The sequence below is a fragment of the Halalkalicoccus sp. NIPERK01 genome (assembly GCF_030287405.1).
GTDB lineage: Archaea > Halobacteriota > Halobacteria > Halobacteriales > Halalkalicoccaceae > Halalkalicoccus.
This window is the reverse complement of sequence record NZ_JASVVV010000001.1, coordinates 656,061-682,886: the sequence shown is the minus strand read 5'-3', so window position 1 is coordinate 682,886 and position 26,826 is coordinate 656,061. Positions and strand designations below refer to the sequence as shown.

The following is a 26,826-nucleotide window of genomic DNA, read 5'->3' as shown; positions in this document are numbered from 1 at the left end:
ATGCCGTTCGACGGCGAAGGAGCCCCGTGCCGACCTGCACGAACTGCGAGGGCGAGTTCACCGCCGAGGAGCTGACGCGCCACGAGGACGGCCCGCTGGTGCACGTTCACTGTCCCGACTGCGGCGTGCTGCTCGGGCGCTACCGCGAGCGCTAGTTTCACCGTAACCGCGCGGGCGGTGATGCTGTCGGTCGTCGGCGGCGACGGCAGTAGTCGATGTGACCAGCACTGGCGCGTTCCCTGCCCGTCGTCCTCACCGCCGCTGTCCGTAGGTATGACCGACGGTATGAGCAGGGCCAACGCCTTTGGGCGTGTCGGTCGTAGCGTGGGAAAACCGGCACGCGGTGGCCGGGGGACCAGCATGGAAAGCGTGAATCCAGCGACCGGCGAGACGCTCGAAACGTACGACGACCACACGGACGAGGAGGTCGACCGCGCGCTCGACCGCGCGATGGAGACCTTCGAGGAGTGGCGCGAGCGTCCGATCAACGAGCGGCAGGTGCTCCTCTCGCGCGCCGCGGAGGTGCTCCGGGAGAACGAGGAGGAGTACGCCGAGTTGATGACCGAGGAGATGGGCAAACCCATCACCGGGGCCCGCGCGGAGGTCGAGAAGTGCGCGTGGGTCTGTGACTACTACGCCGAGCGCGCCGACGAGTTCCTCGCCGACGAGGTGCTCGGTAGCGAGCCCGAGTCCCGCTCGCTCGTCTCCTACGAACCCCTCGGAGCGGTGCTGGCGGTGATGCCGTGGAACTTCCCGTTCTGGCAGGTCTTTCGATTTGCGGCCCCGCACCTCACCGCGGGCAACGTCGGCCTGCTGAAACACGCCTCGAACGTGCCGGGCTGTGCGAGGGCCATCGAGGAGGTCTTCTCCGAGGCGGGCTACCCCGAGGGCGTCTTCACCACCCTGCTCGTCGGCTCGGACACGGTCGAGGACGTGATCCGCGACGACCGTCTCGCGGCGGTGACGCTCACGGGAAGCGAGGGTGCCGGTCGAGCGGTCGCCGAGACCGCGGGCAGCGAGGTCAAAAAGAGCGTCCTCGAACTCGGGGGGAGCGACCCCTTCGTCGTGCTCGACGACGCCGACGTCGAGGCCGCCGCCGAGACGGGCGCGCAGGCCCGCACCATCAACTCGGGGCAGTCCTGCATCGCCGCGAAGCGCTTCATCGTCCACGAGGCGGTCTACGACGAGTTCGTCGAGCGGTTCACCGAGGAGATGGAGTCGCTCTCGATGGGCGATCCGATGGATGAGAACACCGACATCGGCCCGCAGGCCCGCGAGGACCTCGTCGAGGACGTCCACGAGCAGGTCGAGGGGAGCGTCGAGGCGGGCGCGGAGCTCGCAGTCGGCGGCGAGCTACCGGATGAAGAGGGCAACTTCTACCCGCCGACGGTGCTGACCGAGGTGCCCCGCGACGCCCCCGCCGCGACCGAGGAGGTGTTCGGCCCCGCCGCCGCCGTGTTCCGCGTCGAGAGCGAAGGCGAGGCCATCGAGGTGGCCAACGACACCGACTTCGGGCTCGGGGCGTCGATCTGGACCGAGGACGTAGAGCGGGGCGAGCGCCTCGCCCGCCGCGTGGAAGCGGGCTGTGTGTTCGTCAACGAACTCGTCAAGTCCGACCCCAGAATCCCGTTCGGGGGCGTGAAGAACTCGGGCTACGGCCGGGAACTCGCGGAGAAGGGCATCCACGAGTTCGTCAACGAGAAGACCGTCTGGGTGCAGTCGCCCGAGGGTCCCGACGACGTCGCGACGGAGTAAAGAGGGCGGGCGAAAAACGGGGGCACAATGGTCGACGGGCGAGGACTCGGTAGGCGACGGCTGCTCCGGATCGTCACCGCCGGCGCGATGGCGGGCGCCGCGGGCTGTTCGGGGCGCGGTTCGGACCCGATCGAGAACGGCGACGGCCCCCGGACCTACACGCTGACGGTCGCGCTCGAGGAGGCCTCCGGCGATCCGGCCCCCGAGGCCTCGGTCTCGGTCCAGTCGGCCCAACTCGTCCCGCAGGCCGACGCGAAGGTCCCCGGATCGGACGGGATCGTCACGTTCGACCTCGAGAACGGCGAGTACGTGATCGTCGTCGAGAGCCAGGAGTTCTCGAACGTCGAGGAGCCGGTCACGATCGACGGCGAGGACGTCGAGGTGACGATCACCCTCCGGCGCGGGTTCGGCTAGTCGCGCACGACCAGCACGGGCACGGACGCGCTGTCGACGACCCGCTCGGTGACGCTCCCCATCGACAGCAGTTTCTCGCGGGGGCTCTTGCCGTGCGTGCCGATCGCGATCAGGTCGATCCCTTCCTCCTCGGCGTACTCGACGATCTCCTTCTGGGGCGTTCCCGTCCGGATCTCGCCGACCGCCTCCAGTCCGGCCTCCTCGGCGCGCGCGAGGACGTGCTCGACCGCCTCCTCGCCGTCGGATCGCAGCGAGGCCTCGACGGCCTCGCGGGCGTCCTCGGCGGCGCGAGCCACACGGGAGTCGACGACGTACAGCGCGTGGACGGTCGCGTCGTGGTCGCGCGCGATCCGCAGGCCGTGTTCGAGCGTGGTGTCGACCATCTCGCTGCCGTCGGTCGGGATCAGGACGCTGTCGTACATACGCGGGCCTTCGGGGCCCGCCCACTTCTATACCGTTGGTCCCGTCGATGCGACGTCACACGCACGCTCCGATGACGCCGCGGACGGGCTTTCGACGGAGCGCTCACTCCGGGCGATACGAGGCGATCCGGCCCCAGCTGGACTTCTTGCCCCACAGCCCCGAGCGCATGCACTCGAGTTCGACGATCTGGGAGTTGTCCACGAACAGGTTGACGTTCGGCCCGAAGTTCTTGAGGTACCACTCGAACACCTCGGGATCGGCCGCCTCGAAGACGCAGTTCTCGATCCCGACCTCGTTGGCGATGGCGAACGCGACGTCCGTGCGCCACTCGCGCACCCGCTCGGTGATCCCCTCGGATTCGACCATGATCTTGTACGCGCCGGCCTCGAGGTGGCGCTCGGCCTCCCGGATCGCGCTCGCGGGGTCGATCGCCTCCTCGCCCTCCAGTTCCTCGACCGACGAGGCCCCGCCCGCGCCGAACTGGACGTTGATCTCGGGTTTCGCCTTCAGTCCGTGATCCTGGACGAGTTCGGTCAGCGCCACCAGATCGTCGGTGTCGATGGCGAGGAAGCCCGAGGAGATCTCGACGATGTCGAAGCCCAACTCGGCGGCCTCCTCGACGTACGCCCCGACGTGCTCGTGATCCGCGACGAGGACGTGCTCGACGAACCCGCCCGTCGAGACCTGCACGTCGTGATCGTGACAGATCCCGATTAGCTCGCGCACCGCCTCCTCGGGCATCAGCGCGAACGAACCCCCCGAGAACTTGTAGATGTCCACCCAGTGGCCCATCGTTTCCAGTATATCGCGCAGTTCGCGCGGCCCCATCGGGTCGTAGTAGGGGCCGCGTATCTCGGTGATGCCCCGGTCGCGTGGCTTCTCCGGTCGGTCGTTGAGCCGCAGGAAGTCGAATGCGCGCTCCATACCACCTATTGATCGATTGACTACTTAGCGCTGTGTGACCGTTTCCCGATCGGTCGGCGTGAAAGGAGCACGGGCGGGTGGCGGTCACACCGTCGGTCATGGGACAGTCGACGGCGTGTGCCCGCGGTGACGGGCCACGGCGCGAGCGGGTCCCGTCCTGCCGGCGGTCGATGCACGGCGGTATGACCGACGGTATCAGTCGAGTCGCGGCGGGTCGAGAAGCCCGGGGAGGTCGCTCGCCTCGAACGACTCGAGATCGCGCACCGTCTCGGTGATCTCGGCCTTTCGGTCCCCGTCGTAGCGCTCGCCGACGATCGCGTCGAACTTCGCTTCGATCCCGTCCCAGCCCATCGGGGTCCGCGGGTGGCCCGCGAACACCGACTTCTCGACCCGGTAGGTCGTTCCGTTCCCGGTGACGACGTCGACGACGGCGGGCATCTCGCCCGCCTCGAAGCGCTCGGTGAGCGCGGGGTCCTCCTCGACCTCGACCCGTCGCAGCAGTCGCTGGACGTCGTCCCGTCGGATCCGCTCGGGGTCGTAGGAGGCTGCCGTCACCTCGCGGTCGATCAGCGCCACGGCGAGCATGTAGGGCAGCGAGTGGTCGGCCTCGGCCTTCGTCTCGATCTCGTAGCGACTGCCCTCGCCCCCGCCGATGATGAGTTTCGCGCCGGCGAAGGTGTCCAGACGGATCTCGCTGACGTTCTCGGGGGAGATCCCCTCGCTCTCGGCGAGTTCGATGACCCCCTCGATCGCCGACTGGGCGTAGGTCTCGGCGACGTAGCGTTTGGTCATCGTCTCGAGGACGCGCTCACAGCCCGGATCGGGGTCGACCTCGAAGGGGCCCGAGACGACCGCCTGCCAGCCCTTCTGGCCCTCGAAGACGTTGGTCGGCCCCTCCATGCCGTTCCGCGCGAGCAACGCGGCGTAGACCGCGTTGCGGGCGGCGTGCGCGCTGGCGACCCCCTTCCAGTCGTTTATCCCCTCCGTGCGGGTCACCCGCAGGGCGTTGTTCGCGGTGCCCGCGATCCCGATGGCGTGGCGCAACTCCTCGCGATCCAGCCCGAGGACCTTGCCCGCGCCCGCCGTCGCCGAGATCACGGTGTGGGTGACGTGGTCGAACCCCCGCTCGCGCACGGGCGCGTTCCACGCGAGTTCGCCCTGGATCTCGTAGGCGACCCCGATCGCCTCGAGGAGGTCGCGCCCGCTCGCGCCCTCGGCCTCCCCGCAGGCGAGCACCGCCGCGACGTTGTCGCTGGGGTGGGGCGTCTCGCCGGGCGCGAGAAACGAGTCCATGTAGTCGAGATACCTGACGAGGGCGGTGTTGTACATCGTCGCCTCCGGGATCGAGGCGCGCTCGTCGGTGCCCCAGAGCCTGCACGGACCGTCGGAACTCGCCTCCCCGACGGTGGCCCGGACGGCCTCGGGCGCGCGCTCGCCCATCGCGCCGACCGCGATCCCGATCGAGTCGAGCACGCGCTTTTTCAGTTCCTCCCGGACCCCCTCGCGCAGGCCGTCGTACTCGACGGCGAGGACGAACTCCGCGAGTTCGTCGGTAGTCGTCATGGATGCCCTACCATGGTCCGGGTAAAAAGTGTTGTTCGGCCAATACCTAGAGGTCGGCGGTGCAGTGATAGGGCTCGCCCCCCTCGGACGGGTATGGTCAAAGCCTCGGATCTACTGGTCGAGTGTCTCTCCGCCGAGGGGGTCGAGTACGTCTTCGGCGTGCCGGGCGAGGAACTCGAGGACCTGCTGTTCTCGATCCGGGACTCGAACATCCGGTTCGTCCCGACGCGCCACGAGCAGGGCGCGGCGTTCATGGCCGACGTCCACGGCCGGCTGACCGGCGAGGCCGGCGTCTGTCTCAGCACGTTAGGACCGGGCGCGACCAACCTCATCACCGGGGTCGCGGACGCCCACCTCGATAAGTCCCCGCTGGTGGCGATCACGGGTCAGGGCGGGCGCGAACGCCTCCACAAGGAGAGCCACCAGGCGCTCGACATCGTCCACACCTTCGAGCCGGTGGTGAAGTGGAACACCCAACTGGGCGAACCCGAGATCGTCGCCGAATCCGTTCGAAAAGCGTTCAAACTCGCCGAACACGAGAAGCCCGGCGCGACCCACCTCGAGTTTCCCGAGGACGTCGCCGCCGAGGGGACGACCGACACGCCCCTTCCGGCCCGCGAGCGGGTGCGCCGCCCCGACCCCGACCCCGGTTCGGTCGAGCGGGCGGCGACCCTCCTCGAACGGGCCGCGCGCCCGATCGTGCTCGCGGGCAACGGGGCGGTGCGGACGCGGGCGCGCGGGACGGACCGGGACTCGGAGAGCGCGAACCGGCTGCGCGACCTCGTCGAGCGGGCGGGCCTGCCCGTCGTCGCCACCTACATGGGCAAGGGAGCGATCTCGGACCGCCGACCGCACTCGCTTCTGACGCTCGATTCGGGCCCCGACGGCGAGGCCGCCGACGCGATCGAGGACGCCGACTGCGTGCTCGCGGTGGGCTACGACATCGCCGAGCACGACCCCGCGGGCTGGAACCCCGACCTCGATACGACCGTCGTCCACGTGGATCACGAACCCGCCGAGGTCTACCGTCACTACAACCCCGAGATCGAGATCGTCGCGGACATCCCCGCGAGCCTGCGGGCGCTCACGGAAGCGATCGGCTCGGGAACCGGGAAGGCGTGGTGTACCGACGTCCACGACCGGATCATCGAGGAGGTGACACGGAAACCCGACCCCGACGAGCCCTTCAGCGTGCGCCGCACCCTGCCGTTGCTGCGGGAGGCGATGGCCGACGACGACGTCCTCGTATCGGACGTCGGGAGCCACAAGATGGCGATCGCCCAGTCGTTCCCCGTCTACGAGCCCAACACCTGCATCGTTTCGAATGGCTTGGCGAGCATGGGGATCGCCGTCCCCGGCGCGCTTGCGGCGGATCTCGCCTGCGATGCGAACGTCGTCGCGGCGACCGGCGACGGCGGCTTCCTGATGAACGCCGCCGAGATCGAGACGGCGAAACGGCTCGGACTCGACTACACCATCGTACTGTTCAACGACGACGACTACGGCCTGATCAGCGAGAAACAGACCGAACACACCGGCGAACGGTTCGGAACCGAACTCTCGAACCCCGACTTCGTGGCGTTCGCCGAGAGCTTCGGGATCGAGGGCCACCGGCCCGAGACGTGGGCCGACCTCGAAGCGACCCTGAACGAGGCGATCCCCTCGGCGGGGATGGCGCTCGTGGAGGTCCGTCTCGGATGACCCTGTCGCTCTCCCGGCGGGCGGTCCTTTGGGGCGAGCGGACGGCCGTGATCGAGACCAGCGAGGGGAGACGCTACAGCTACGCCGACCTCGGGGCGCTCGCCGAGCGATTCGCCCGGAAGCTCGCCGGCCGTGGCGTCGAACCCGGCGACCGGATCGCGCTGCTCTCGCGGAACCGGATCGAGACCCTCGCGCTGGTCTTCGCGACCCGTCGTCTGGGGTGTGCGCTCGCGTCGGTCTCGCCCTATCGCTCGAAATCGGGGATCTCGGGGCTCGTCGATCGACTCGATCCGCGCCTCGTCCTCCACGAGGACGCCCAGTCCGACCGCCTGCGGAAGGTGCGCGAGACCACGACCCTCGGGGAGCTCTCGGAGGTCGACCCGGCGGAGTACGAGCCTGCCGATTCGCCGCCGGATCCCTGGCTGCTCTTTCACGCCCCGGCGGAGGAGGACGCGACCGTCTACGCGTTCTCGTCGCGGGCCGTCGAGCGCAACTGCATCGCCGGGACGACCGCGTGGGGGCTGGGACGGTCGCGGGTAGCGAACCTCGCCTCGCTCTTTCGAACCGACGGCCTGCTCGTGGGCACGCTGCCGGCGCTGTACGCGGGCGGAACGGTCGTGCTCCACCGGGCGTTCCGCCCCGACCCCGCCCTCTCGCTGATCGAGCGCCACGACGCGACGCACGTCTACGGGACGCCCCTGGAGTTCGACCGGCTGACCGAGGCCGAGGGGTTCTCGATGGCGAACTTCGCGAGCGTCGAGGCCTTCTATTCGAGCGCGCCGCTTCCCGCCGAACTCCACGACGCCTACCTGCTTCAGGATCGACCGGTGGGCCGGCTGTTCGGGACGCCCGCGGTCCCGCACCTGCTGACGTTTCCGCCCGAGCGCGACGACGCGGTGGAGAAGGGCGGAAGCGTCGGCAGGCCGGTGCTCGACTGCGAGGTTCGAATCGCGGACGGACAACTGGAGGCGCGCGGCCCGGTGATCGCCGAGGGAACCCTCGACGGGGCGTTCGAGGGCTGGGTCGGGACGGGCGTGCGGGCGCGACGCGACGACGATGGCGACTACTGGATCGAGGACTAGAGGAGGTCGCGCCCGCGCGGCGAGAGCGCGAACAGCCCGACGCCCAGAAGCGCCCACAGCAGGACCATCAGCCACTCGTAGGGCCAGACGAGCGCCGACGGTCCGCCGGGGAGGTAGAGGAAGACGAAGAAGGCCGAGAGGACGAGCGCGACCCCGCCCGTCGCGTAGCCTGCGGGAACTTTGAATGGTCGATCCATTCCGGGTTCCCGGCGCCGGAGGACGAGAAACGAGACGCAGACGAACAGCCACGCGAGGACGATTCCCAGCCCGCCGGCGTTGACGATCCAGCCGAGCATCCCCTCGCCGAACAGCGGCGCGAGAACCGACGAAACGCCGATCAGGACGATGGCGGTGTGGGGCGTGTTGTACTCGGGGTGGGTCTTCGCGAGGAACGACGGTAGCATGCCCGATTCGGCCATCGCGAAGATCGCCCGACTCCCGCCGATGATGAATGCGTTCCAGCTCGTGAGGATGCCGGCGATACCGGCAAGGGCCATCAGCTGGCCGACCGTCGCGCTGTCGTACAGCGCCTCCATGGCCGCCGCCGCCGGCAGCGGGCTCTCGACCAGTTGAGCCCCGGGAAGCGCACGGCTCGATCCCCAGATGACGGCGATGTAGAACAGCGTCGCAAGCAGGACGGCGACGACGATGATCGTCCCCAGCGATCGCGTGGGGACGTCGGCCTCTTCGGCGGCCTGCGGGATGACGTCGAAGCCGACGAACATGAACGGCGTCGCGAGCACGACCCCGAAGATCCCCGCCGCCCCGGCGATCACGGGCGGGTCGGGCGAGGGCTGGCCGCCTGTGACCGCGCCGATCACCAACACTACTCCCGCGAGCGCGATGACGAGGGTGACGACCGCCTGGAACTGCGCGGCCGGGCGGATCCCGACGTAGTTGACGTAGGTCATGGCGGCCGCGCCGCCCGCGCCGACGAGCACCCACGTCGCGTAGACGGGATCGCCGGCGATCGACCAGAGTTCGACCGCGTTGAACCCCGGAACCACGTACGCGAGCGCCGACGGCAGGGCGACGGCCTCGAAGGCGGCGACGCTGACGTAGCCGAAGGAGATCGCCCACGTACAGATAAAGGATCCCAACGGCCCGAGCGCCCGGTGGCTGTAGACGTGCTCGCCGCCGACGAACGGCATCGCCGAGGCGAGTTCGCCGTAGATGACCGCGACGAAGACCACGAGGACGCCCCCGATGACGAACGCCGAGATCGCGCCCAACGGGCCGCCCTCGTCTATCCACTGGCCCGAGAGGACGATCCATCCCCAGCCGATCATCGCGCCGAACGCCAGTACTAACAAATCGCGTTGAGAGAGCGCCTTCACAAGCCCGCGCTCGGTCGTGTCCGCCTCTGACATACGCGGCCCCTCACGGTACGGGGAGAAATACGTTCCGTCGTCGGCAACGGGGTGTCGCGAGACCTACAGAATCTCGCGGACGTTTTCCACTGCTGACTCCTTCTTCGCGGGGTAGGCCTCGACCTTCGCCCGCAGGGTGATCCCCTCGCCGAGCGCGGCCTCGCCGCCGAAGGCGGCCTGCTTGTCGAGATACAGGAACAGTTCGCAGTTCTCGGTCACCCGCTCGTCGAGTTGGTCGCGAACCCGCTCCAGGTCGGCCGATCCCCTGAGCGTGTCGAGAACGTGGCGAATCCCGTCGGCGTTCTCGACGCGCGCCGAGAGGACGAGGATGCGGTCGCCGTGATAGCCCTCGGTCTCGGCGCGCTCGATCTCGAACCCCTCGGGAAGGTAGGTCCGGAGCGCCTCCTCGACCCGTTTCTCGTCCTCGGTGGCGTAACAGAAGGTCCGGAGGTCGACGTAGTGGAGCGGGACGGCGGCCATCGCGCGTTACTCGTCGTCGGTAGCGTCGGCGGGCGAGAGGTCCGACTCGGGGACGCCGGTCTCCTGGCCGTCCTCGAAGCTCACCGTGTAGGTGGCGTCGCCGAACATGGTCTCCATCACCTGCGTGATCCGCCCTTCCTGGCCGTCGAACTCGCTGTGCTCGTCGGACAGCACGACGCGGTCGTCCTCGTCGAAGCTCATACCCACGGGTAGCCCCCGGTTCGGTAAAAGTAGCGTGGTTCGACCGGCGAAGCGTTATTCCCGGTCCGTGCCGTTCCCCCGGTATGCATATCTCCGATTCGGACCCGCCGCTGGAGGGGGACTGATGACCACGATCGACGGGCTGTGGTACCGCGCGAACGAGGCGAGCCAGCGCGCCGAGCAGGCGTACCACCACCTGCGCGAGCGCCACGACGCGTTCCTCGAACGCGACCGCCACCGTCGGGTCTCACGGAGGCGATTTCGCACCCTGACCGAGCGCGTCGAGCGTACAGGCGCGCCCTACGGTGCCCACACCATCGTCTATCGCCCCTCGGGGGAACTCCTGCTCGTGCGCCACGAGGGCGTCGACCTGTGGGTGCTGCCGGGCGGCGAGGTCGGCCCCGAGGAGGACTTCCAGCGCGCCGCCGTCCGCGAACTCGCCGAGGAGGCCGGCGTCGACGCCGACTACGAGGGACTGGGGGTCCTCACGCAGGTCACGATCACCTGCGGGGAGTACGAGACCTGGGGCGTGATCCCCGTGTTCGTCGCCCGCGCGCTCACGACCGAGACCCACATCGCCGACCCCGACGACGAGATCTCCGCCGCGCGGTGGTTCTCGGATCTCCCCGAGGACACCCGCGACCGCGAGGACCTGCTCGCGTGGCGCGAGCGCGAACTGTGAGCTACGCGGAGTCGGGGCCATAGCGCTCGCCCTCGCGCGAGTCCGCACGCATCCGCCGCAGCGCGGCCTGCGCGTTGGCGGCGTCGTAGCCGAAGAAGACGTCCTCGCCGTAGGCCGCTGCGACCTCCGCGGCGTGGATCAGGGCGTCGATGTCGAGGTCGACCGCGTAGAGTTCGACGCTGAAGGGCGTCTCCAGAAGCGTCTCGAAGCCGCTGGCGATCGTTTCGAGCCAGTAGGTAGTGGAGTACGCCATGTCGTAGAGGGGAATCACGAACTCGTCGACGTGGGGTTCGATGGCCTCGACGTCGAGGCCGGCCCGCTCGTAGAGGTGGCCCGGGTACGGGTCGGGATAGAGGGTGAGATAGGTCCTGCCGGGGATCCTCTCGCTGGCGTCGGCGATAAAGTCGGTGATGACGGAGGCGCGCCACGCGAGGCGGTCCTCGAACTCGCTTTCCTCGAACAACCGGGTACAGCGCTCGCAGAAGCAGTACTCCTGACGCGGGAAGCCCACGTCGTCGAGGCGGACGTCCTCGTTTTTCTCGCTCGCTTCGCTCACCATCTCCAGTAGGCCCTCGCGGTAGCCCTCGTGGGTCGGGCAGATGTACGCCCAGTCGAAGTACGGGCGTTCGCGCGTGGCGAGTTCGCCCTCGCGGTTGCGCGGGACGAGCTCCGGGGAGCTCTCGGCGGCGGCGTTGTCCCCGAAACAGGAGATCATGTTGACGGCCTCGGGGATCGGCTCCGCAGCGCGCCCGCTCACGTCCTTGGATTCGTAGAAGGCGAGATCGAACTCGGGCCAGGTACACTCCTCTCGGTTCCGCGTGACGACCCCGAACATGGGGGTCCTACCGGCGCGGCGCGTAAGTGCGTTGCTACGTGGTCGACAGCGTTTTATCCGCGATGGTCGTGCGTCGACGTATGGGACAGTATCAGCGGATGGACTACTCCCAGTACGCCCGCGGCGGCTTCGCCCTCGGCGTGGCGGTGTTCGTCGTCGGGATCCTCGGCCACGCGCTCGGCCCGGCGCTGTTCGGATCGCTCCCCGGGTGGGAACTGACGCTCTTTACGCTCATGGAGTTCGGCGGGATCGCCATCGCGCTGTGCTCGCCGATCGTCTTCGCGGTCGTCCTCCCGCTGATCGAGTGAGGGCGGCCGCTCACACCGGCCACTCCTCGCCGTTCCAGGCGGCGTCCCAGAACAGGTACTCGTAGCGCGCGGAGGTGAGAAACGCCTCGCGATACCGTTCTCGACGGGCCTCTCCCGCGCCGGCGGCCACCTCGTCCATGAGTTCCTTGCACCACTCCGCGAGTTCGGTGAACTCGGGACTCGAGTACATCTCGATCCAGCGTGCGTACCCCTCGTGATCGGGCAGACCCGCCTCGGCGAGCCTCCTCCCCGTGTCGTTGAACCCCCACATACACGGCAGGAGCGCGGCGATCAGTTCGCCGAAACTCCCGGTCGCCGCGGTCCGCACGAGGAAGTCGGTGTAGGCGCGCGTCGTCGGCGAGGGCTCGGTCGACTCCAACGCCGTCTCGCCGATCCCGAACTCCGCGGCGTAGGAGCGATGCAGGTCCATCTCGGTCGAGACCGTCTCCGAGAGCAGGTCGGCGAAGCGCTCGATCCGGGCGAGATCCGGCGCGCGGGCGGCCCCGAACGCGAAGACGCGGTTGTACTCGATCAGGTAGACGTAGTCCTGTCGGACCCAGTGGCGAAACGGCTCCTCGTCCAGACTCCCGTCGCCGATCCCCCGCACCATCGGGTGCTCGTGGATGGCGTCCCAGATCCGTTCGGCCTCGGGTTCGAGCGACGCGACGAACGACATACCGCGAGATGACGACTCCGGATCGAAGTACCTTCCGGTCGTACTACCGGGTTATCTCCGCTTTCGAACGACGATCACGGGTCGGTCGGCGGTGCGGACCACCCGTTCGGTCACGCTTCCGACCAACATTCGGTCGAGTCTGGAGCGACCCCGCGGCCCCATGACGATGGCGTCGATATCGTGGTCGGCGGCGTAGTCGTTGATCTGGCGGTGGACCGACCCCTCCCGGAGTTCGGTGACGGTCTCGACGCCGCGGTCGGCGGCGACGCGCTCGACGGTCGCGAGCGTCTCGCGGCCCATCCCCTCAAGGCGCTTGTCGAGCGGGTCGAAACTGCCGACGCTGCCGTATCTGTCGAGGTCGACGACGTAGAGGCCGTGGAGCGTCGCGTCGAACGCCGCCGCGAGTTCGACCGCGTGTGAGAGCGCGTTCTCCGCGTCGGTGCTGCCGTCCGTCGGAACGAGGATCCTCTCGTACATGTCTCCGGCGGGTCTACGCGCCGACACGACATAGCATTGGTACCCGTTCCCGATCCGCGGGCCCGGGTGTCGTGATCGCCCGCATCGCGGCGGTTCCCGACCGGTAGTTCCCAGCGTCCGAGAACGCGCGAATCGGTTTTATCCGCTCCCTTCGTAGACACGTCCGAGGGAAATCACGATGAAGATCCTCGTTCCGATCGACGAGTCCGACCAGTCACGCGAAGCACTGCGGTACGCCCACGAGGCGTTTCCCGACGGCGAGATCACCGCGGTACACGTGATCCCCGTCGAGGGCTACTGGGCCGCGTTCACGGACGATCCGGAGGCCATACCGAGATACGAGAAGGCGCGTGAACACGCCGAGGAACTCCTCGACGCGGCGCGAAGCGAGGTCGATGCCGGGATCGAGACGCGAATCGAGACCGGGAGCCCGGTCCGCGAGATCGTCGATATGGCGGGTAGAGACGGCTTCGACGCGGTCGTGATCGGCAGTCACGGCCGTACCGGGGCGACGCGAGTCCTGCTGGGGAGCGTCGCGGAAGCGGTCGCCCGGCGCTCGCCCGTCCCGGTGACGATCGTTCGGTAGCGACCTATCCGACGTCGATGTGTGTCGCGAACTCCTCGCGGATCAGCGTCCCGCAGTACGCACACCGGACCCCGTCCGCGAGGACGGTAAAGCGCGAGTCGACGGGTTCGCGTTCGGTCGTGATGCAGTTGGCGTTCGGACACGAGAGGACGCCGACGACCTCCGCGGGGCGCTCGACGCGGTGTTTCTCCACCACGTCGTAGTTCCGGACGATGTTGATCGTCGCGTCGGGGGCGATCAGCGAGAGGACGTCGACCTCGCCCTGGCTCAACTCGCGGCCCTCGACCTTCACGATGTCCTTTCGTCCGATCCGATCCGAGGGGACGTTCATCCCGACGGAGACCTCCTCGCCGCCCGACCCGTCGATGTCGAGGATCGCGAGGACGTTCAGCGCCTGGCCGCCGGTGACGTGGTCGATGACGGTGCCGTTCTCGATCTTGCCGACGCGGAGTTGGTGGTCGTCCGTCATAGGAGTAAGTCGAGCAGTGCCATCCGCACGGGGATGCCGTTGTGTGCCTGTTCGAAGTACGTCGCGTGGTCGGTGTCGTCGATCGCGGGGTCGATCTCGTCGACCCTCGGGAGGGGGTGCATGATCGAGAGGTCATCCTTCGCGTTTTCGAGCGTCCCGAGGTCGATCCCGTACTCGCTCGCCACGGCGCGGTACTCGTTCTCGTCGGGGAACCGCTCGCGCTGGATCCGGGTGACGTACAGCACGTCGAGGTCGGGGAGGACGCCGTCGAGTCCGGTGTGTTCCTCGACCGACGCGCCGGCCTCGTCGAGGTCGTAGCGCACCGTCGGCGGGAGCGCGAGGCTCTCGGGGCTGACAAAGTGCTGTGTGACCTCGAAGTTCGTCAGCGCCTGCGCGAGCGAGTGGACCGTCCGCCCGTACTTCAGATCGCCCATGATACCTATAGAGAGGTCGTCGAGGCCGGCGTTCTCGCGGATGGTGTAGAGGTCGAGCAGCGTCTGGGTGGGGTGGTGGCCCGCGCCGTCGCCCGCGTTGATCACGGGCACGTCGACGAACTCGCTGGCCATCTTCGCCGCGCCCTGTTTGGGGTGGCGAAGGACGAGCGCGTCGGCGTAGCCCTCGATCACCCGCACCGTGTCGGCGAGGCTCTCGCCCTTCGACACCGACGAGGAGCCGACCGATCCCATGTCGATGGTGTCACCGCCGAGGCGTTTGATCGCCGTCTCGAAGCTCATCTTGGTGCGCGTGCTGGGTTCGAAGAACAGCAGACCGAGCAGCGAGTCGGTGTGGCGGGTGTCGCCCGTCGGGCCGTCGAAGTCGGCCGCGCGGTCGAGCACCGTCTCGATGTCCGCCCGCGAGAACTGCTTTGCGGTGAGCACGTGATCGTGCCACATTACCCCAACGGGGGGTGTAAGGGGCCTTCAATCCCGCGGTTGACGACATGTACTGACAGCCGGGATACACGCTTAACAGCCCCGCCGCCGAAGGTCGGGACGATGGTCGCTCTCGGCTACACCCTATCGAGCGAGGAGCACGGCCCGACCACGCTGGTCGAGAACGCCGCCCGCGCCGAGGAGGTCGGCTTCGAGTTCGTCTCGATCTCCGATCACTTCCACCCGTGGGTCGAAGCGCAGGGCGAGAGCCCGTTCGTCTGGAGCACGCTCGGCGGTATCGCACAGGCCACCGACGAGATCGACGTCGGCGTCGGCGTCACGTGTCCCACCGTCAGGATCCACCCCGCGATCCTCGCCCAGGCCGCGGCGACCACGGCACGGATGCTCGACGGGCGCTTCTTCTTCGGCGTCGGAAGCGGCGAGAACCTGAACGAGCACGTGCTGGGCGACCGCTGGCCCGAGGCGGCGGTCCGCCTGGAGATGCTCGAGGAGGCCGTCGGCGTGATCCGCGACCTCTGGGAGGGCGAGAACTACAGCCATCATGGTACCTACTACGACGTCGAGAACGCGAAGATCTACACCCTTCCCGACGAACTCCCGCCGATCGTCGTCTCCGCGTTCGGCCCGAAGGCCGCCCGCTCGGCGGCCGACATCGGCGACGGCCTGTGGTGTGTCGGTCCGCAGGAAGAACCCCTCGAGACCTACGCCGAGGCCGGCGGCGACGGCCCGAAATACGCCCAGATCGACGTCTGTTACGCCGAGAGCGAGGAGGAGGCGCTCGACACCGTCTACGAGACGTGGCCCAACGGCGAGATATCGGGCGAGTTGAGCCAGGTCCTGCCGACGCCGGCGCACTTCGAGCAGGCCGCGGAGATGGTCGACCGCGAGGACGTCGCCGAGAGCGCCACGCCGCTGGGGCCGGACCCCGAACCGTTCGTCGACAGCGTCGAGGCCTGCGTCGACGCCGGCTACGACCACGTCTACTTCCACCAGATCGGCCCCGATCAGGAGGGCTTTTTCGAGTTCTACGAGGAGCACCTCCGATCGGCGTTCTAACCGGGCGAAGGTTTATTTCTGTTGAATGATATACCATTCTAGAGATGAGTCGACGCTTACCGACGGGGATCGACGTGCTCGACCGGAAGTTGAGCGGCGGGATCCCCGCGGGCAGCGTCGTCGCGCTCTCGGCCGCGCCGGCGAGCCAGTCGGAACTGCTGTTGTACGAACTCACCGCCCCCCGCGAGACGCTGTATCTCACGACCGAGCGGTCGGTGGAGGCGGTCCGCGACGCGTTCGAGCGGACCACCGCCCCGACGGGAACCCCCGAGATCGAGCAGGTCGCGAGCGACGCCCCGCTGGACGAGGTGAGCCGCCTCGTCGAGACGGTCCCGAACGGGGCCACGGTGATCGTCGATCCGGTCGACGCCCTGGAGCGGCGCGATCCCGCCCGGTATCGACGGTTCATGAACGGGCTGCAGACGGCGATGGTTAACACCGAGAGCGTCGCGGTGTTACACTGTCTCGCGGGCAACGACCCGCCGGCGGGACGCGACCTCACCGAGTACATGGCCGACGTGGTGTTCTCGCTCGAGACGACGATCAGCGGCGAGTCCATCGAGAACCGGCTCGCGGTCCCGAAGTTCCGCGGCGGACGTGCGCTGAGCGAGACGATCAAACTCGAACTCGCAGAACGGGTCCGGATCGATACGAGCCGGGATATCGCCTGACTACTCCTCTGCGTCGAGTTCGCCTTCGAGTTCCTCGACGATCTCGTCGGCGTCGACGTCGGCGTCCTCGAGCGCCTCCTCGACGCCGCCACCGCCGCCCATGCCGCCCATCATGCCGCCGAGACCGCCCATCATGCCGCCGCCCTCGATGGTCTCCTGGATGATGACCCGATCGAGGTCCAGCCGGTCCATCAGGTCCTGGGCGATCTGCTGTTTCTGGAACATCCACTGCTGGTTCATCGTCAGCTGTGGCGTGGCCTCGATGTACAGCGTCTCCTTCTCGACCGTTTCGACCTCGGTCTCGGGTTCGGCGTCTTCGTCCTCTTCGTCGGGTTCGACGACCGTCTCCTCCTCGACCTCGTCGGTCTCGACCCACATCTCGAGGTCGGCGTCGACGAACATCGAGAGCATCCCCTTCGCGCGGTCGACGCGGTCCTCGACCTCCTCGACGATCTCGTACTCGTACTCGATGTCCTCGCCCGCGAGCGGGTGGTTGAAGTCGACGCGGGCGCGCCCGCCGATGACGGTCTCGACGTGGCCGTGCTGGCCGTCGATGTCGACGTGTGCGCCGGGGTAGCGGTCGTCCTCGGGGATCTTCTCGGCGCTGACGGTGCGGACCTCGTCCTCGCTGTACTCGCCGAAGGCCTCCTCGGCAGGGACGACGACGCTTCCCGAATCGCCGGCCTCCTTGCCCTCGATGTCGGCCTCGACCGTCTCGAAGAGGTGGCCCGCGCCGAGCGCGATCACGCGCGGCTCGATGTTCCGCTCCTCGACGTCGACGCCCTCGTCCTCCGCGATCTCCCGATCCGTGGTGTCGACGAGCTGGTCGTCCTCGACCGTGCGTGCCGTGTACGCGAGACGAACGAAGTCGCCGTCGGAGAGCCCGTCGGCCCCTTCCGAGGCGTCCTCGTCCGACTGAGACTCCGCCTCCGTCTCGGCGTCGGTCTCGGGTTCGTCGGCTGCGTCTGCCTCTTCTTCGTCACTCATACCACAGACGACAGGCGTTCGCGCCTTAAGAACAACGTTTCGTGTCCGCCACGGACGCGGACGATCAGCGGCGGTTCATACCGTTGATCACGGGACAGTCGACGGCGTGTGCCCGAGCTGACGGACTACGGCGCGAGTCGGTCCCGTCCTGCCAACGGTTGATCGGAGGTATGACCGACAGCATCAATCGTCGGCGTACGTTTCGATCGCCTCTTCGACGTCTTTTTCGTCGATCTCGCCCTTTCGGTACGCTTCGATGACCTCCTCGATGTCCTTTTGATCGATCTCGCCGTTGGCGTAGGCCTCGAGGAGCTTCTCGACCGTCTCCCGGTCGATTTCGCCGTCGATACGGAAGGCGATCTTTCCGTGCTCGTCGATGACACAGATCGTCACCGAGGCCTCGATGCCGTACTTCTCGAGGGCCTTGGCGTGACCCATCGCGTGGTCCCAGTCGCCGCCGTACTCCTCGTGGAACGCCTTGAGGTCCTCCTTCGAGACGTCCAGGTTGGAGTTGATCGTGACCACGTACGCGCGGTCGTGGTACTCCTCGTGGAGGTCGACCAGCGTCTTCGAGTAGGACTTACACTCCTCGCTTTCGATGTCGGCGAACATCACGATGGTCGGTTTGTCCCTGGCCTCGACCGTGACCGTCTTGCCGTCGTGGGTCTCGACGTCGACCTTCGGGGCGTCATCCCCGCTTTTGGGCTTGTCGTTCTCGCCGCCATCCTTGGTATTCTCGCCGTCGTCAGGGTCGTTCTTCTCGTCGGTGTCCTTCGGATCGTCGTCGCTGCCGAGACAGCCGGCCATGCTCGCGAGCGCTATGCCACCGGACAGCTGGATCATACGTCGACGGTTTATGTCGCGCATCGCCTGTATGATTCATTCGTTGATACTTACTTATCCACGATAATATCAGTACTATAGGAAACGGGTAATCGGTTCACGTCTGCGTCGACGAACCCCACCGACGAACGCGAGAATCGCCGCCGTCGCTGGGCGACTCTAGCGGGCGGCTAATCGGGGGAGGGGCTCGTGACGAGGCGCGATCTCACCGGCGACGTTAGCCGGTGTCAAAGACCGGATGAGGGGAAAACGGACGCTTTTCGGCGCTTCGGTCCGTCCGAAGGCGTATGTACGAGGTCGAGATGAAGGTCCGGGCCGACCACGGGCGGGTACGGGACGCCTTGCGGGAACTGGGGGCGAGCGCTCGCGGCGCGATCACACAGCGCGACACGTATTACGACGCGCCGACGCGCGACTTCGCCGAGACGGACGAGGCGCTTCGGGTGCGTCGCGAGGAGCGCGGCGGTACGGAGCGAGCGAGACTCACGTACAAGGGGCCGTTGATCGGGGAGACGTCGAAGACGCGCGAGGAGTACGAGACGGACCTCGGGGACGGCGACGCGGCGGCGGCGATCCTCGACTCGCTCGGGTTCGTTCCGGTCGAAACCGTCGAGAAGGTACGCGAGCGCTTCTCGCTCGCGGAGTACGCCGTGACGCTGGATTCGGTCGCCGGGGTCGGGGAGTTCGTCGAAGTCGAGACGGAGGCGTCAGAAGGGGACGTCGACGCCGCACGCGAGGGCGTCGCCCGGACGGTCGAATCGCTGGGGTTGGATCCCGACGAGGAGATCCGGGTCTCGTATCTCGAACTCCTGCTCGAACGGGACCGCGACCGGCCCTGATACCGCCGGTCATACCGCCGTGACTCGATCGGAGCCACGACGGGTGGGACTCGTGCTCGTGCCCGCCGAATCACGCCACCGCAGGTCAGACTCCCATGACCGACGGTGTGAGCCTCAGTCCGGGAAGTCCGTCGGGAGGCGGTGCCGACACGGATATGCGATCGAGACCCCGTCGTCGTCGGTGACGATCCCACGGATCGGGTCGAGACAGTCCGGACACTCGTACCAGGACAGCGACCACCCGTCGCGTCGAACCGGAAACAGACACAGCGCCGCGGTATCGGGTCGTCTCATAGTCTCCACCGCGGAATGCGGTAGGCGGACGTTTGCGTATATTGCATTATAGATAATGCAGTATATCCGTCGGTCGCTCCGGGGATGCACACGAGTTATAAACAGTGGGGAAGTTATCGGAAGGTATAGCACACCCGGACGTGTAGGATCGCCAATGACCGAGCGGAACATCCGGGTCGAGCCGATCGATCGCCGAGCGGTAGAGGACCAGGAAATCGAGATCGTCGAGCGGAAGGGGTTGGGCCACCCCGACTCGATCTGTGACGGCGTCGCCGAGAGCGTCTCGCGGGCGCTCTGTCGGGAGTACATCGACCGGGTGGGCAAGGTGTTGCACTACAACACCGACGAGACCCAACTGGTGGCGGGCAACGCCGCTCCGGCGTTCGGCGGCGGCGAGGTGATCGACCCGATCTACCTGCTGATCGTCGGGCGGGCGACCAAGGAGTACGAGGGGACGCGGATCCCCACCGGCAAGATCGCGCTCGAGGCCGCCCGCGAGTACCTCGCCGAACACGTCCCCGAACTCGAGTTCGGCACCGACGTCATCGTCGACGTGAAACTCGGCGAGGGATCGGGCGACCTCCAGGAGGTCTTCGGCGAGGAGGGCGAGGAGCGTGCCGCGAGCGGGCAGGGCCGACAGGGACGGGGTTCGCCCGTGCCGATGGCCAACGACACCTCCTTCGGGGTGGGTCACGCCCCGCTGACGGAGACCGAGCGCATCGTTCTGGAGGCCGAACGAAGTCTCAACGGGTCCTACAGCGATACGAACCCGGAGGTCGGCCCCGACGTGAAGATCATGGGCAAGCGCGAGGGCGACCGGATCGACATCACCGTCGCCGTGGCGATGATCGACGAGCACGTCGCCGGCATGGACGAGTACGACGCGGCGGTCACGAGCGTCAGGGATCACGTCGCCGATCTCGCCGGCGAGTACACCGACCGGGAGGTCTCCGTCTACGTGAACACCGCCGACGACTACGAACGGAACTCGATCTACCTCACGACGACCGGCACCTCGGCCGAGCAGGGCGACGATGGTTCGGTCGGTCGAGGAAACCGGGCGAACGGCCTGATCACGCCCAACCGCTCGATGTCGATGGAGGCGACGAGCGGAAAGAACCCGGTCAACCACATCGGGAAGATCTACAACCTGCTGTCGACCGAGATCGCCCACGCGGTCGTCGAGGAGGTAGAGGGGATCCGCGACCTGCGCATCCGCCTGCTCTCCCAGATCGGCCGGCCGATCGACCAGCCCCACGTGGCCGACGCCCACGTCGTCGCCGAGGATGACGTCGAACTCTCGGACATCGAGGACGAGGTGATCGCCATCGTCGACCGCGAACTCGCCGACGTCTCCGAGATCACCCGTCGCACCATCGACGGCGAGCTATCGACCTTCTAGACGAAGCCCGTTTATCCCTCCCGTTTCTACCTCGGCCATGATCCCGCCCGGAGCCGACACCGTTCTCGTGCGCTACGGCGACATCGGCGTCAAGAGCACCAAGGTCCGGCGGGACATGGAGGACTCGCTCGAATCGAACCTGCGGGCGATGCTCGACTCGCGGGACGTCCCGGGAGAACTCGACTGGCGGTGGTCGCGCCCGCGGATCAGGACGCCGGCGGCCGACCGCACGACGGACGTCGCCCGTGACACCTTCGGGATCGTCTCGGCCAGCCCCGCCGTCTCGACGGAACCGACGATGGCGGCCATCCGCGAGGCGCTCGCGGAGACGGCCGGCGCGATCGGGGTCGACGGGTCGTTCGCGGTCGAGGCCCGCCGGGCCGGCGAGCGCGAGGCCCACCCCTTCACCAGCGAGGACATCGAGCGCGAGGGCGGACGGGCGATCTGGGAGGTCCTCGCGGACCCCGAGGTCGATCTGGAGGATCCCTCTCGCACCTTCTACGTCGAGTGCCGATCCGAGGAGGCGTTCGTCTTCACCGAGAAACGCGCGGGGCCGGGCGGCCTCCCGCTGGGAACCCAGCGCCCGCTCGTGGCGCTCCTCTCGGGCGGGATCGACTCCCCGGTGGCCGCGTGGGAGGCCATGAAACGCGGCGCGCCCGTGATCCCGCTGTACTTCGACTTCGAGGCCTACGGCGGCGCGGACCACGTCGCGCGCGCGGTCGAGTCGGCCCGCACCCTCGCCGGGTACGCGCCGAACCACGCATCCGACCTGCGGATCGCACCCGCGGGCGCGGTCGCCGACCGCCTCGTGAGCGAGGTCGGCCCGACCAGAATGCTCTCGTTGCGCCGGTTCATGCTCCGGGTCGCCGACCGGGTCGCCGAGGAATCGGGCGCGGCGGGGATCGTCACCGGCGAGGCGATCGGCCAGAAGTCGAGTCAGACGAGCGCGAACCTCGCGGTGACCGACCGCGTCGCCCGACTTCCGGTTCACCGCCCGCTGTTGACCCGGGACAAACAGGAGATCATCGCCCAGGCCCGCGAGATCGGGACCTACGAGGACGCGACCATCGCCGCGGGCTGCAACCGGATCGCGCCCGACTACCCCGAGACGAACGCCTCCGTGGAGGCCGTCGACGCCGCGGAACCCGACCTCGGGACGCTGGTCGAGGAGGCGGTGTCGGGGATCGAGACGGTCGAGTTGTAGGACAGGTGAACCGACCGAAACGAAACCGACTTTCGACGCCCCCGCCATTCTCCGGCCGTGACGACCGTCTGCATCGTCGGCAAACCGGACGTGGACGTTCGATTCGAACTCCTGAGCCGCGAGACTGCCCGCGAGGCGCTCGCCACCCACGACGTCTCGGTCCCGTGGGAGAACACGATCAGCGTCGAGACGGTGAGTCTGGGCGGGGCGGTCTCGCTTCTGAACGACCTGAACTGGTATCTGGTCCGGTTCGCGGAGGCGGCGTTCGTCGCGGAGCCCTCGATCAGCGACGACGAGTGGCTCTCGCGGGAGTTAGCCGAACGGGTCCGGGACAACGAGACCGACCCGGAGGAAACCGACCGGTTCCTCGCGGTCTACGGCGTCGAGGAGGGACGACTCGTCGAGCCGATGTACGTCACCCGGCGGGACGGCGAGGTCCCCGGGTACGACCTCCGAGAGGTCGAGGAAACGGTAGTGGTCCGGGTCGCGCAAGGGGAGTTCGGCGACTGACGGCGGACCGTCCGGGACCACGGGATCGACGGCCGAAACGACGGGCGCGTCGCTACCGGACGAGGTGTATCGACGAAAGGGTGGTGTCAGAGGCACCCTCGAAACGAGCGCCTTGCCGCTCGCGCGTGACCATGAGCGCAGGCGGCGAGGGATCGATCCGTGGCGCTCGAACACACGTAGTCCGGGTGATACCAAATGCGCTGTTCCTAAACAGCTAGCCCCGGCGGGCGGTCGCCTCCGGTTCGATCCGCGGAGCGCCTCGACCGTCGGTATCGTCCGTGGCGCTCCGCGACCAGCCCTTCGAGGACGGCCGACCCGAACGAGCAGTCGGTGGGGGAACGGATTGATATTGGTCGACGGGCTAATGGTCGAGAATGGCCGCCGGCCATCGACCGGCGCCGACCGTTGAAGCGGGATCGGACGGCCCCGACGGATCGGCCAGCGGTCGTCGCACGCGGATACAGCATGGACCAGAACCGCCGCCCGGAGAACGGATCGGTGCTCGTCGCGGTAGTGGACCCGTCCCGCGAGTCCGTGGACGGGGACGCGTCCGCGGGACCCGACTGGAGCGAGAGCGAGGACGGCCCGCGCGTGGTGTCGTTCGCCGACGTCGAGGGGCTCTGGCGGACGTTCACGCCGACGGCGCTCGAACTCCTCGAGACGGTTCGACGGGAGCGCCCGGCGAGCATCAACGAGACAGCGCGCGTCGCCGGTCGCGACGTCAAGAACGTCCACGACGAACTGAAACGCCTCGCCCGATCGGGCGTGATCCGCTTCTCCGAGGAGGGTCGGGCCAAGCGGCCGGTCGTTCCGTTCGACGAACTCGTCGTGGACCTCCCCCTCGTCGAGGACGTCCCTCCCGGTGGCGTCGGTGACGTCCCCGGCCTGCGCCGGCCCGAGGGCGACCTCGAAACGGTGTACGGCCGTCTCTCGGACGCGGTCCTCGCGCTCGATACCGACGAGCGCGTGACCTATCTCAACGACCGGGCCGAGGAGCTACTGGACCGATCGAGGGACCAGCTATTGGGTGAGGTGATCTGGGACCAGTTCCCCGTCGCGGTCGGCACGACCTTCGAATCGGAGTATCGCCGGGCGATCGAGAGCCAGGAGTCCGTCAGGTTCGAGGAGCACTTTTCGCCGCTCGAGACCTGGTTCGTGGTTCGGATCTACCCCTCCGAGACCGGCGTCTCGGCCCACTTCCGGGACGTCACCGAGCGAAAGCGCCGCGAGAAACGACTCGATTTCCAGCGCGAGCAACTCGCGTCGATCAACCGGCTGAATAGGGCGATCCGGGAGATCACACACGCCGCGATCGGAGCGTCTTCCCAGGGGGAGATCGAACGCCAGGTCTGCGATCGGCTCGTCGAGATGGGGATCTACGCCCTCGTCTGGACCGGGCGCGTCGACCGCGGCGGCCGAACGGTGACGCCGAGCCGCACGGCGGGCGACGACGAGGGGTACCTCGACGGGATCGGGATCGCCGTCGGGAGCGCCGACCCGCTGGGGCAGGGGCCGACGGGGGTGGCGGTTCGGACCCACGAGCCGCAGTTCGTTCGGGACGTCCGCGAGGACGCCGCCTACGGGCCGTGGCGAACGCGAGCCCTGAACCGGGGCTTTCGCTCGACGGCGGCGATTCCGATCCGACACGAGGGCGTCCTCTACGGCGTGTTGAACGTCTACGCCACTCGAACGGACGCGTTCACCACGGTCGAACGCGAGACGCTGACACACCTCGGCGAGGTCGTCGGCCACGCGATCCACGCGATCGAACAGCGAAAGGTGCTGGCGGGCGACGCCGTCCTCGAACTCGAGTTTCGCAACGAGGCGATCGCCCGCACGTTCACGGCGGGGCTGGACGCCGACGACGGGGGCCCCGTCGAAATCTCGATCGAGCGGACGGTCGCCGCCGACGAGGGGTCGGCCCTCCAGTTCGTCACAGTCTCGGGGATGTCCGCCGAGCAGTACGAGGCCGCCCTCCGTCGGTTTCCATCGACCGATCGAGTACGACACGTCGCCGGCGACGCCGACGACGAACTGCTGTTCGAGATCCGGGAGAGGGGGCCGTCGATAAGCGCGACGATAGCGTCGTACGGCGGCCGAATAACGGGCTGGACGATCACGCCCGACGAGCTACGTCTGTTCGCGGAGCTACCGCCGGAGGTCGACACGCGGGCCGTCACCGAGGCGATCGGGGAGGTCTACCCCGGCACCGAACTGCTCGCACAGCGCACGAAGGCCCGAGAGGAGGTGACCCTCCACACGCTCGACGGCGCGCTCACGGATCGGCTCACCGACAGACAGCGCACCGCGCTGGCGGCGGCGTACGTCGCGGGCTACTTCGAGTGGCCCCGAACCACGACCGGCGAGGAGGTCGCGGAGATGCTCGACGTCTCGCCGCCGACGTTCGCCCAGCACCTCCGAACCGCCGAGCGAAAGCTCTTCGCCGCGCTCTACGACGCCGACTGAGGCCCGCGAGGACGCCACGCCCTCCCGACCGCGACCGCAACCGCTTTCTCGATCCGGCGCGGCCGGTTCGGTGGTAACGATGGGCCTTTCGCGCACGCTCCTCGATCGGACGTTCGGCCGACCCACCGGCTTGCTCGGCCGGTTCGGCGGACACGTGATGGCGCGGATGAACGCCGAGACCATCGAACGGGTCACGGCGCTCGCCGATCTCGACGCCGGCGATCGTGTCCTCGAAGTCGGGTTCGGCCCCGGAGTGGGAATCGAAACACTGGCTCGCGCCGTTCTCGACGGCTCCGTTGCCGGCGTCGACGCCTCGCCGGAGATGGTCGAGCAGGCCCGCCGCCGGAACGCGGCGCTGATCGAGGCGGGCCGCGTCGATCTCCGGCAGGGAACGGCCGAGGACCTCCCCTTCCCGGACGGGTCGTTCGACGCAGCGTTCGCGTTCAACACGATGCAGGCGTGGACGGAGCCGAACGCCGGCCTCCGGGAGATCCGTCGGGTGGTGAAACCGGGCGGGCAGGTCGTCGTCTCCGTTACCGTTCACGCCGGCACGCCGGAGGACCCGGTATCGATGCTCACTGACGCGGGGTTCGAGTCGGTTCGCGTTTACGAGCGCGGAGAGGACGTGTGCTTTCTCGCGGCCGCTCAATCGAACAGCCCGGTCGAGAGGTAGCGCTCGCCGCTGTCGGGGAAGATCGTCACCACGAGCGGGCAGTCGTGGTAGCCCGCCTCCGCGCCGCCGTCGGCGCTCATCGAACTCGTTGCGGGCGCTTCGGGACAGTTCAGTTCGGGTCGGGCGAGGCGGTCGGCGACCCGACGGGCCGCGATCGAGGCCGCGCCGCTTGATTGACCGACCAGGATTCCCTCCTCGCGCGCGAGGCGGCGACACTCCGCCTCGGCGTCCGCGAGCGCGACCGTCTCGATCGAATCCAACAGATCCACGTCGAGCAGTTCGCTGACGAACCCCGGTCCCATCCCCTGGAACTCGTCCTCGCCGGGTTCGCCGGTCGAGAGGACGGCGTTGGCCTCGGGTTCGACCGCGATCACCTCCATCTCGGGGTACTCCTCCTTGAGTCGTCGTCCGGTGCCGCTGATGGTCCCCCCGGTTCCGACGCCCGCGACCAGCGCGTCGATCTCACGATCGCCGACGGCCTCGACGATCTCGGGGGCGGTGGTCCGGTAGTGGGCCTCGGCGTTCGCGGCGTTCTCGAACTGACCCAGCTGGACGGCGCCGGTCTCGGCGACGATCTCGTCGGCGCGCTCGCGCGCGTCGGTCATGTCGCCGGAAACGAGTTCGATCTCCGCGCCGTAGGCCCGAAGGAGGCGGCGGCGCTCCTCGGACATCGTATCGGGCAGGACGATCCTCAGGTCGTAACCCTTCGCGGCGGAAGCGACCGCGAGGCCGATGCCCGTGTTCCCGCTGGTCGGCTCGACGATCGAATCGCCGGGTTCGACCAGCCCCTCGCGTTCGGCGGCCTCGATCATCGCGATCGCGGGCCGGTCCTTCGCCGACCCCCCTGGGTTGAACGACTCGAGTTTCGCCGCGACCGTCGCCCCCTCGGGGGAGTCGACCTGGACCAGCGGCGTCCCGATCGCGTCCAGAATGCTCCCGTGCATACCCGGCGACTAGGGAGCACAGCTATAAACCCCTGATGGACGCGAGTAATAAATACGGGGCCGGATATTAACAATCCCTCGCGAGAGGGCTGAAACCC

The 26,826-nt window shown here is 68.0% G+C and carries 31 protein-coding genes; 16 read left to right on the top strand and 15 right to left on the bottom strand.

The window, feature by feature from the left end; translation table 11 throughout:
• Nucleotides 1-26 precede the first annotated feature (26 nt).
• From QRT08_RS03590 to QRT08_RS03580, 3 genes are all read left to right on the top strand, one after another.
• Nucleotides 27-155 (top strand): FmdB family zinc ribbon protein, encoded by a 129-nt coding sequence (locus tag QRT08_RS03590; protein ID WP_286044520.1) that lies wholly within the window; start codon nucleotides 27-29, stop codon nucleotides 153-155.
• Between the two features lie 205 nt (nucleotides 156-360).
• Entirely contained in the window at nucleotides 361-1,755 is a 1,395-nt protein-coding gene (locus tag QRT08_RS03585; protein WP_286044518.1) for an NAD-dependent succinate-semialdehyde dehydrogenase, read from the top strand.
• A gap of 27 nt (nucleotides 1,756-1,782) precedes the next feature.
• Complete coding sequence (locus tag QRT08_RS03580; RefSeq protein ID WP_286044517.1) at nucleotides 1,783-2,169, top strand: hypothetical protein; 387 nt, start codon at nucleotides 1,783-1,785, stop codon at nucleotides 2,167-2,169.
• On the opposite strand, the gene QRT08_RS03575 is transcribed toward QRT08_RS03580, so the two are convergent.
• The 3 genes from QRT08_RS03575 to QRT08_RS03565 all read right to left on the bottom strand — a co-directional run bounded on the left by QRT08_RS03575 (nucleotide 2,166) and on the right by QRT08_RS03565 (nucleotide 5,079).
• Nucleotides 2,166-2,591, bottom strand: a complete 426-nt coding sequence (locus QRT08_RS03575) for a universal stress protein (RefSeq protein ID WP_286044515.1) — start codon at nucleotides 2,589-2,591, stop codon at nucleotides 2,166-2,168. The two genes, QRT08_RS03580 and QRT08_RS03575, sit on opposite strands and share 4 nt — an antisense overlap.
• Before the next feature lie 103 nt (nucleotides 2,592-2,694).
• The gene (locus QRT08_RS03570; RefSeq protein WP_286044514.1) at nucleotides 2,695-3,516 is read right to left on the bottom strand and encodes a phosphosulfolactate synthase; all 822 of its coding nucleotides are present in this window, start codon (nucleotides 3,514-3,516) and stop codon (nucleotides 2,695-2,697) included.
• 195 nt (nucleotides 3,517-3,711) lie between these two features.
• On the bottom strand, nucleotides 3,712-5,079 hold the full coding sequence (locus tag QRT08_RS03565; protein WP_286044513.1) for an MmgE/PrpD family protein: 1,368 nt from the start codon (nucleotides 5,077-5,079) through the stop codon (nucleotides 3,712-3,714).
• 93 nt (nucleotides 5,080-5,172) lie between these two features.
• On the opposite strand from QRT08_RS03565, the gene QRT08_RS03560 reads away from it, so the two are divergent.
• Complete coding sequence (locus QRT08_RS03560; RefSeq protein WP_286044512.1) at nucleotides 5,173-6,780, top strand: acetolactate synthase large subunit; 1,608 nt, start codon at nucleotides 5,173-5,175, stop codon at nucleotides 6,778-6,780.
• Complete coding sequence (locus QRT08_RS03555; RefSeq protein WP_286044510.1) at nucleotides 6,777-7,862, top strand: AMP-binding protein; 1,086 nt, start codon at nucleotides 6,777-6,779, stop codon at nucleotides 7,860-7,862. The genes QRT08_RS03560 and QRT08_RS03555 overlap by 4 nt, the downstream gene beginning before the upstream one ends.
• Here QRT08_RS03555 and QRT08_RS03550 read toward each other — a convergent pair.
• The 3 genes from QRT08_RS03550 to QRT08_RS03540 all read right to left on the bottom strand — a co-directional run bounded on the left by QRT08_RS03550 (nucleotide 7,859) and on the right by QRT08_RS03540 (nucleotide 9,913).
• Nucleotides 7,859-9,232 carry an APC family permease gene (locus tag QRT08_RS03550; RefSeq protein ID WP_286044508.1) on the bottom strand — a complete coding sequence of 458 codons (1,374 nt, stop codon included), beginning with the start codon at nucleotides 9,230-9,232 and terminating at the stop codon, nucleotides 7,859-7,861. The genes QRT08_RS03555 and QRT08_RS03550 overlap by 4 nt on opposite strands.
• Nucleotides 9,233-9,295: 63 nt before the next feature.
• A complete protein-coding gene (locus QRT08_RS03545; protein WP_286044505.1) occupies nucleotides 9,296-9,712 on the bottom strand; it encodes an RNA-binding protein in 417 nt (138 codons plus the stop codon).
• A gap of 6 nt (nucleotides 9,713-9,718) precedes the next feature.
• Entirely contained in the window at nucleotides 9,719-9,913 is a 195-nt protein-coding gene (locus QRT08_RS03540) for a DUF8139 family protein (RefSeq protein ID WP_286044503.1), read from the bottom strand.
• Between the two features lie 124 nt (nucleotides 9,914-10,037).
• Between QRT08_RS03540 and QRT08_RS03535 the strand changes: the two genes are divergently transcribed.
• Nucleotides 10,038-10,595: an NUDIX hydrolase gene (locus tag QRT08_RS03535; RefSeq protein WP_286044501.1), complete on the top strand. Its 558-nt coding sequence runs from the start codon at nucleotides 10,038-10,040 to the stop codon at nucleotides 10,593-10,595.
• Nucleotide 10,596: 1 nt separating this feature from the next.
• Here the strand turns inward: QRT08_RS03535 and QRT08_RS03530 are convergent, their stop codons facing one another.
• Entirely contained in the window at nucleotides 10,597-11,430 is an 834-nt protein-coding gene (locus QRT08_RS03530) for a hypothetical protein (protein WP_286044499.1), read from the bottom strand.
• An 80-nt stretch (nucleotides 11,431-11,510) separates the two neighbouring features.
• Here QRT08_RS03530 and QRT08_RS03525 point away from each other — a divergent pair, with 80 nt between their 5' ends.
• Entirely contained in the window at nucleotides 11,511-11,738 is a 228-nt protein-coding gene (locus QRT08_RS03525) for a DUF7860 family protein (RefSeq protein ID WP_286044498.1), read from the top strand.
• A gap of 10 nt (nucleotides 11,739-11,748) precedes the next feature.
• Here QRT08_RS03525 and tenA read toward each other — a convergent pair whose 3' ends face one another.
• Together tenA and QRT08_RS03515 are read right to left on the bottom strand one after the other, a co-directional pair.
• Entirely contained in the window at nucleotides 11,749-12,414 is a 666-nt protein-coding gene (gene tenA / locus QRT08_RS03520; protein ID WP_286044497.1) for a thiaminase II, read from the bottom strand.
• Nucleotides 12,415-12,465: 51 nt separating this feature from the next.
• Nucleotides 12,466-12,891 (bottom strand): universal stress protein, encoded by a 426-nt coding sequence (locus QRT08_RS03515; protein ID WP_286044495.1) that lies wholly within the window; start codon nucleotides 12,889-12,891, stop codon nucleotides 12,466-12,468.
• 178 nt (nucleotides 12,892-13,069) lie between these two features.
• Between QRT08_RS03515 and QRT08_RS03510 the strand changes: the two genes are divergently transcribed.
• Nucleotides 13,070-13,477, top strand: a complete 408-nt coding sequence (locus QRT08_RS03510) for a universal stress protein (protein WP_286044493.1) — start codon at nucleotides 13,070-13,072, stop codon at nucleotides 13,475-13,477.
• Between the two features lie 4 nt (nucleotides 13,478-13,481).
• On the opposite strand, the gene pyrI is transcribed toward QRT08_RS03510, so the two are convergent.
• Nucleotides 13,482-13,946 (bottom strand): aspartate carbamoyltransferase regulatory subunit, encoded by a 465-nt coding sequence (gene pyrI, locus QRT08_RS03505; protein ID WP_286044491.1) that lies wholly within the window; start codon nucleotides 13,944-13,946, stop codon nucleotides 13,482-13,484.
• Entirely contained in the window at nucleotides 13,943-14,839 is an 897-nt protein-coding gene (gene pyrB, locus QRT08_RS03500; protein WP_286044489.1) for an aspartate carbamoyltransferase, read from the bottom strand. The genes pyrI and pyrB overlap by 4 nt, the downstream gene beginning before the upstream one ends.
• A gap of 102 nt (nucleotides 14,840-14,941) precedes the next feature.
• On the opposite strand from pyrB, the gene QRT08_RS03495 reads away from it, so the two are divergent.
• The gene (locus QRT08_RS03495) at nucleotides 14,942-15,895 is read left to right on the top strand and encodes a TIGR03557 family F420-dependent LLM class oxidoreductase (RefSeq protein WP_286044488.1); all 954 of its coding nucleotides are present in this window, start codon (nucleotides 14,942-14,944) and stop codon (nucleotides 15,893-15,895) included.
• A gap of 44 nt (nucleotides 15,896-15,939) precedes the next feature.
• Nucleotides 15,940-16,566 (top strand): RAD55 family ATPase, encoded by a 627-nt coding sequence (locus tag QRT08_RS03490; RefSeq protein WP_286044486.1) that lies wholly within the window; start codon nucleotides 15,940-15,942, stop codon nucleotides 16,564-16,566.
• On the opposite strand, the gene QRT08_RS03485 is transcribed toward QRT08_RS03490, so the two are convergent.
• Nucleotides 16,567-17,553, bottom strand: a complete 987-nt coding sequence (locus QRT08_RS03485; RefSeq protein WP_286044484.1) for an FKBP-type peptidyl-prolyl cis-trans isomerase — start codon at nucleotides 17,551-17,553, stop codon at nucleotides 16,567-16,569.
• A gap of 183 nt (nucleotides 17,554-17,736) precedes the next feature.
• Nucleotides 17,737-18,396 (bottom strand): TlpA family protein disulfide reductase, encoded by a 660-nt coding sequence (locus QRT08_RS03480; RefSeq protein WP_286044482.1) that lies wholly within the window; start codon nucleotides 18,394-18,396, stop codon nucleotides 17,737-17,739.
• Nucleotides 18,397-18,683: 287 nt separating this feature from the next.
• Between QRT08_RS03480 and cyaB the strand changes: the two genes are divergently transcribed.
• Nucleotides 18,684-19,235 (top strand): class IV adenylate cyclase, encoded by a 552-nt coding sequence (cyaB, locus tag QRT08_RS03475; RefSeq protein ID WP_286044481.1) that lies wholly within the window; start codon nucleotides 18,684-18,686, stop codon nucleotides 19,233-19,235.
• A gap of 114 nt (nucleotides 19,236-19,349) precedes the next feature.
• Here the strand turns inward: cyaB and QRT08_RS03470 are convergent, their stop codons facing one another.
• Nucleotides 19,350-19,529, bottom strand: coding sequence for a hypothetical protein (locus QRT08_RS03470; protein ID WP_286044480.1), 180 nt, complete (start codon nucleotides 19,527-19,529; stop codon nucleotides 19,350-19,352).
• A gap of 154 nt (nucleotides 19,530-19,683) precedes the next feature.
• Here QRT08_RS03470 and QRT08_RS03465 point away from each other — a divergent pair, with 154 nt between their 5' ends.
• The 5 genes from QRT08_RS03465 to QRT08_RS03445 all read left to right on the top strand — a co-directional run bounded on the left by QRT08_RS03465 (nucleotide 19,684) and on the right by QRT08_RS03445 (nucleotide 25,784).
• Nucleotides 19,684-20,931: a methionine adenosyltransferase gene (locus QRT08_RS03465; RefSeq protein WP_286044478.1), complete on the top strand. Its 1,248-nt coding sequence runs from the start codon at nucleotides 19,684-19,686 to the stop codon at nucleotides 20,929-20,931.
• Nucleotides 20,932-20,968: 37 nt separating this feature from the next.
• The gene (locus QRT08_RS03460) at nucleotides 20,969-22,135 is read left to right on the top strand and encodes a tRNA sulfurtransferase (protein WP_286044476.1); all 1,167 of its coding nucleotides are present in this window, start codon (nucleotides 20,969-20,971) and stop codon (nucleotides 22,133-22,135) included.
• A 57-nt stretch (nucleotides 22,136-22,192) separates the two neighbouring features.
• Nucleotides 22,193-22,645, top strand: coding sequence for a DUF5804 family protein (locus QRT08_RS03455; protein ID WP_286044474.1), 453 nt, complete (start codon nucleotides 22,193-22,195; stop codon nucleotides 22,643-22,645).
• A gap of 465 nt (nucleotides 22,646-23,110) precedes the next feature.
• Nucleotides 23,111-25,111 carry a bacterio-opsin activator domain-containing protein gene (locus tag QRT08_RS03450; protein ID WP_286044472.1) on the top strand — a complete coding sequence of 667 codons (2,001 nt, stop codon included), beginning with the start codon at nucleotides 23,111-23,113 and terminating at the stop codon, nucleotides 25,109-25,111.
• A gap of 79 nt (nucleotides 25,112-25,190) precedes the next feature.
• On the top strand, nucleotides 25,191-25,784 hold the full coding sequence (locus QRT08_RS03445; RefSeq protein WP_286044470.1) for a class I SAM-dependent methyltransferase: 594 nt from the start codon (nucleotides 25,191-25,193) through the stop codon (nucleotides 25,782-25,784).
• On the opposite strand, the gene QRT08_RS03440 is transcribed toward QRT08_RS03445, so the two are convergent.
• Complete coding sequence (locus tag QRT08_RS03440) at nucleotides 25,757-26,728, bottom strand: PLP-dependent cysteine synthase family protein (RefSeq protein WP_286044468.1); 972 nt, start codon at nucleotides 26,726-26,728, stop codon at nucleotides 25,757-25,759. The two genes, QRT08_RS03445 and QRT08_RS03440, sit on opposite strands and share 28 nt — an antisense overlap.
• Nucleotides 26,729-26,826: the final 98 nt, after the last annotated feature.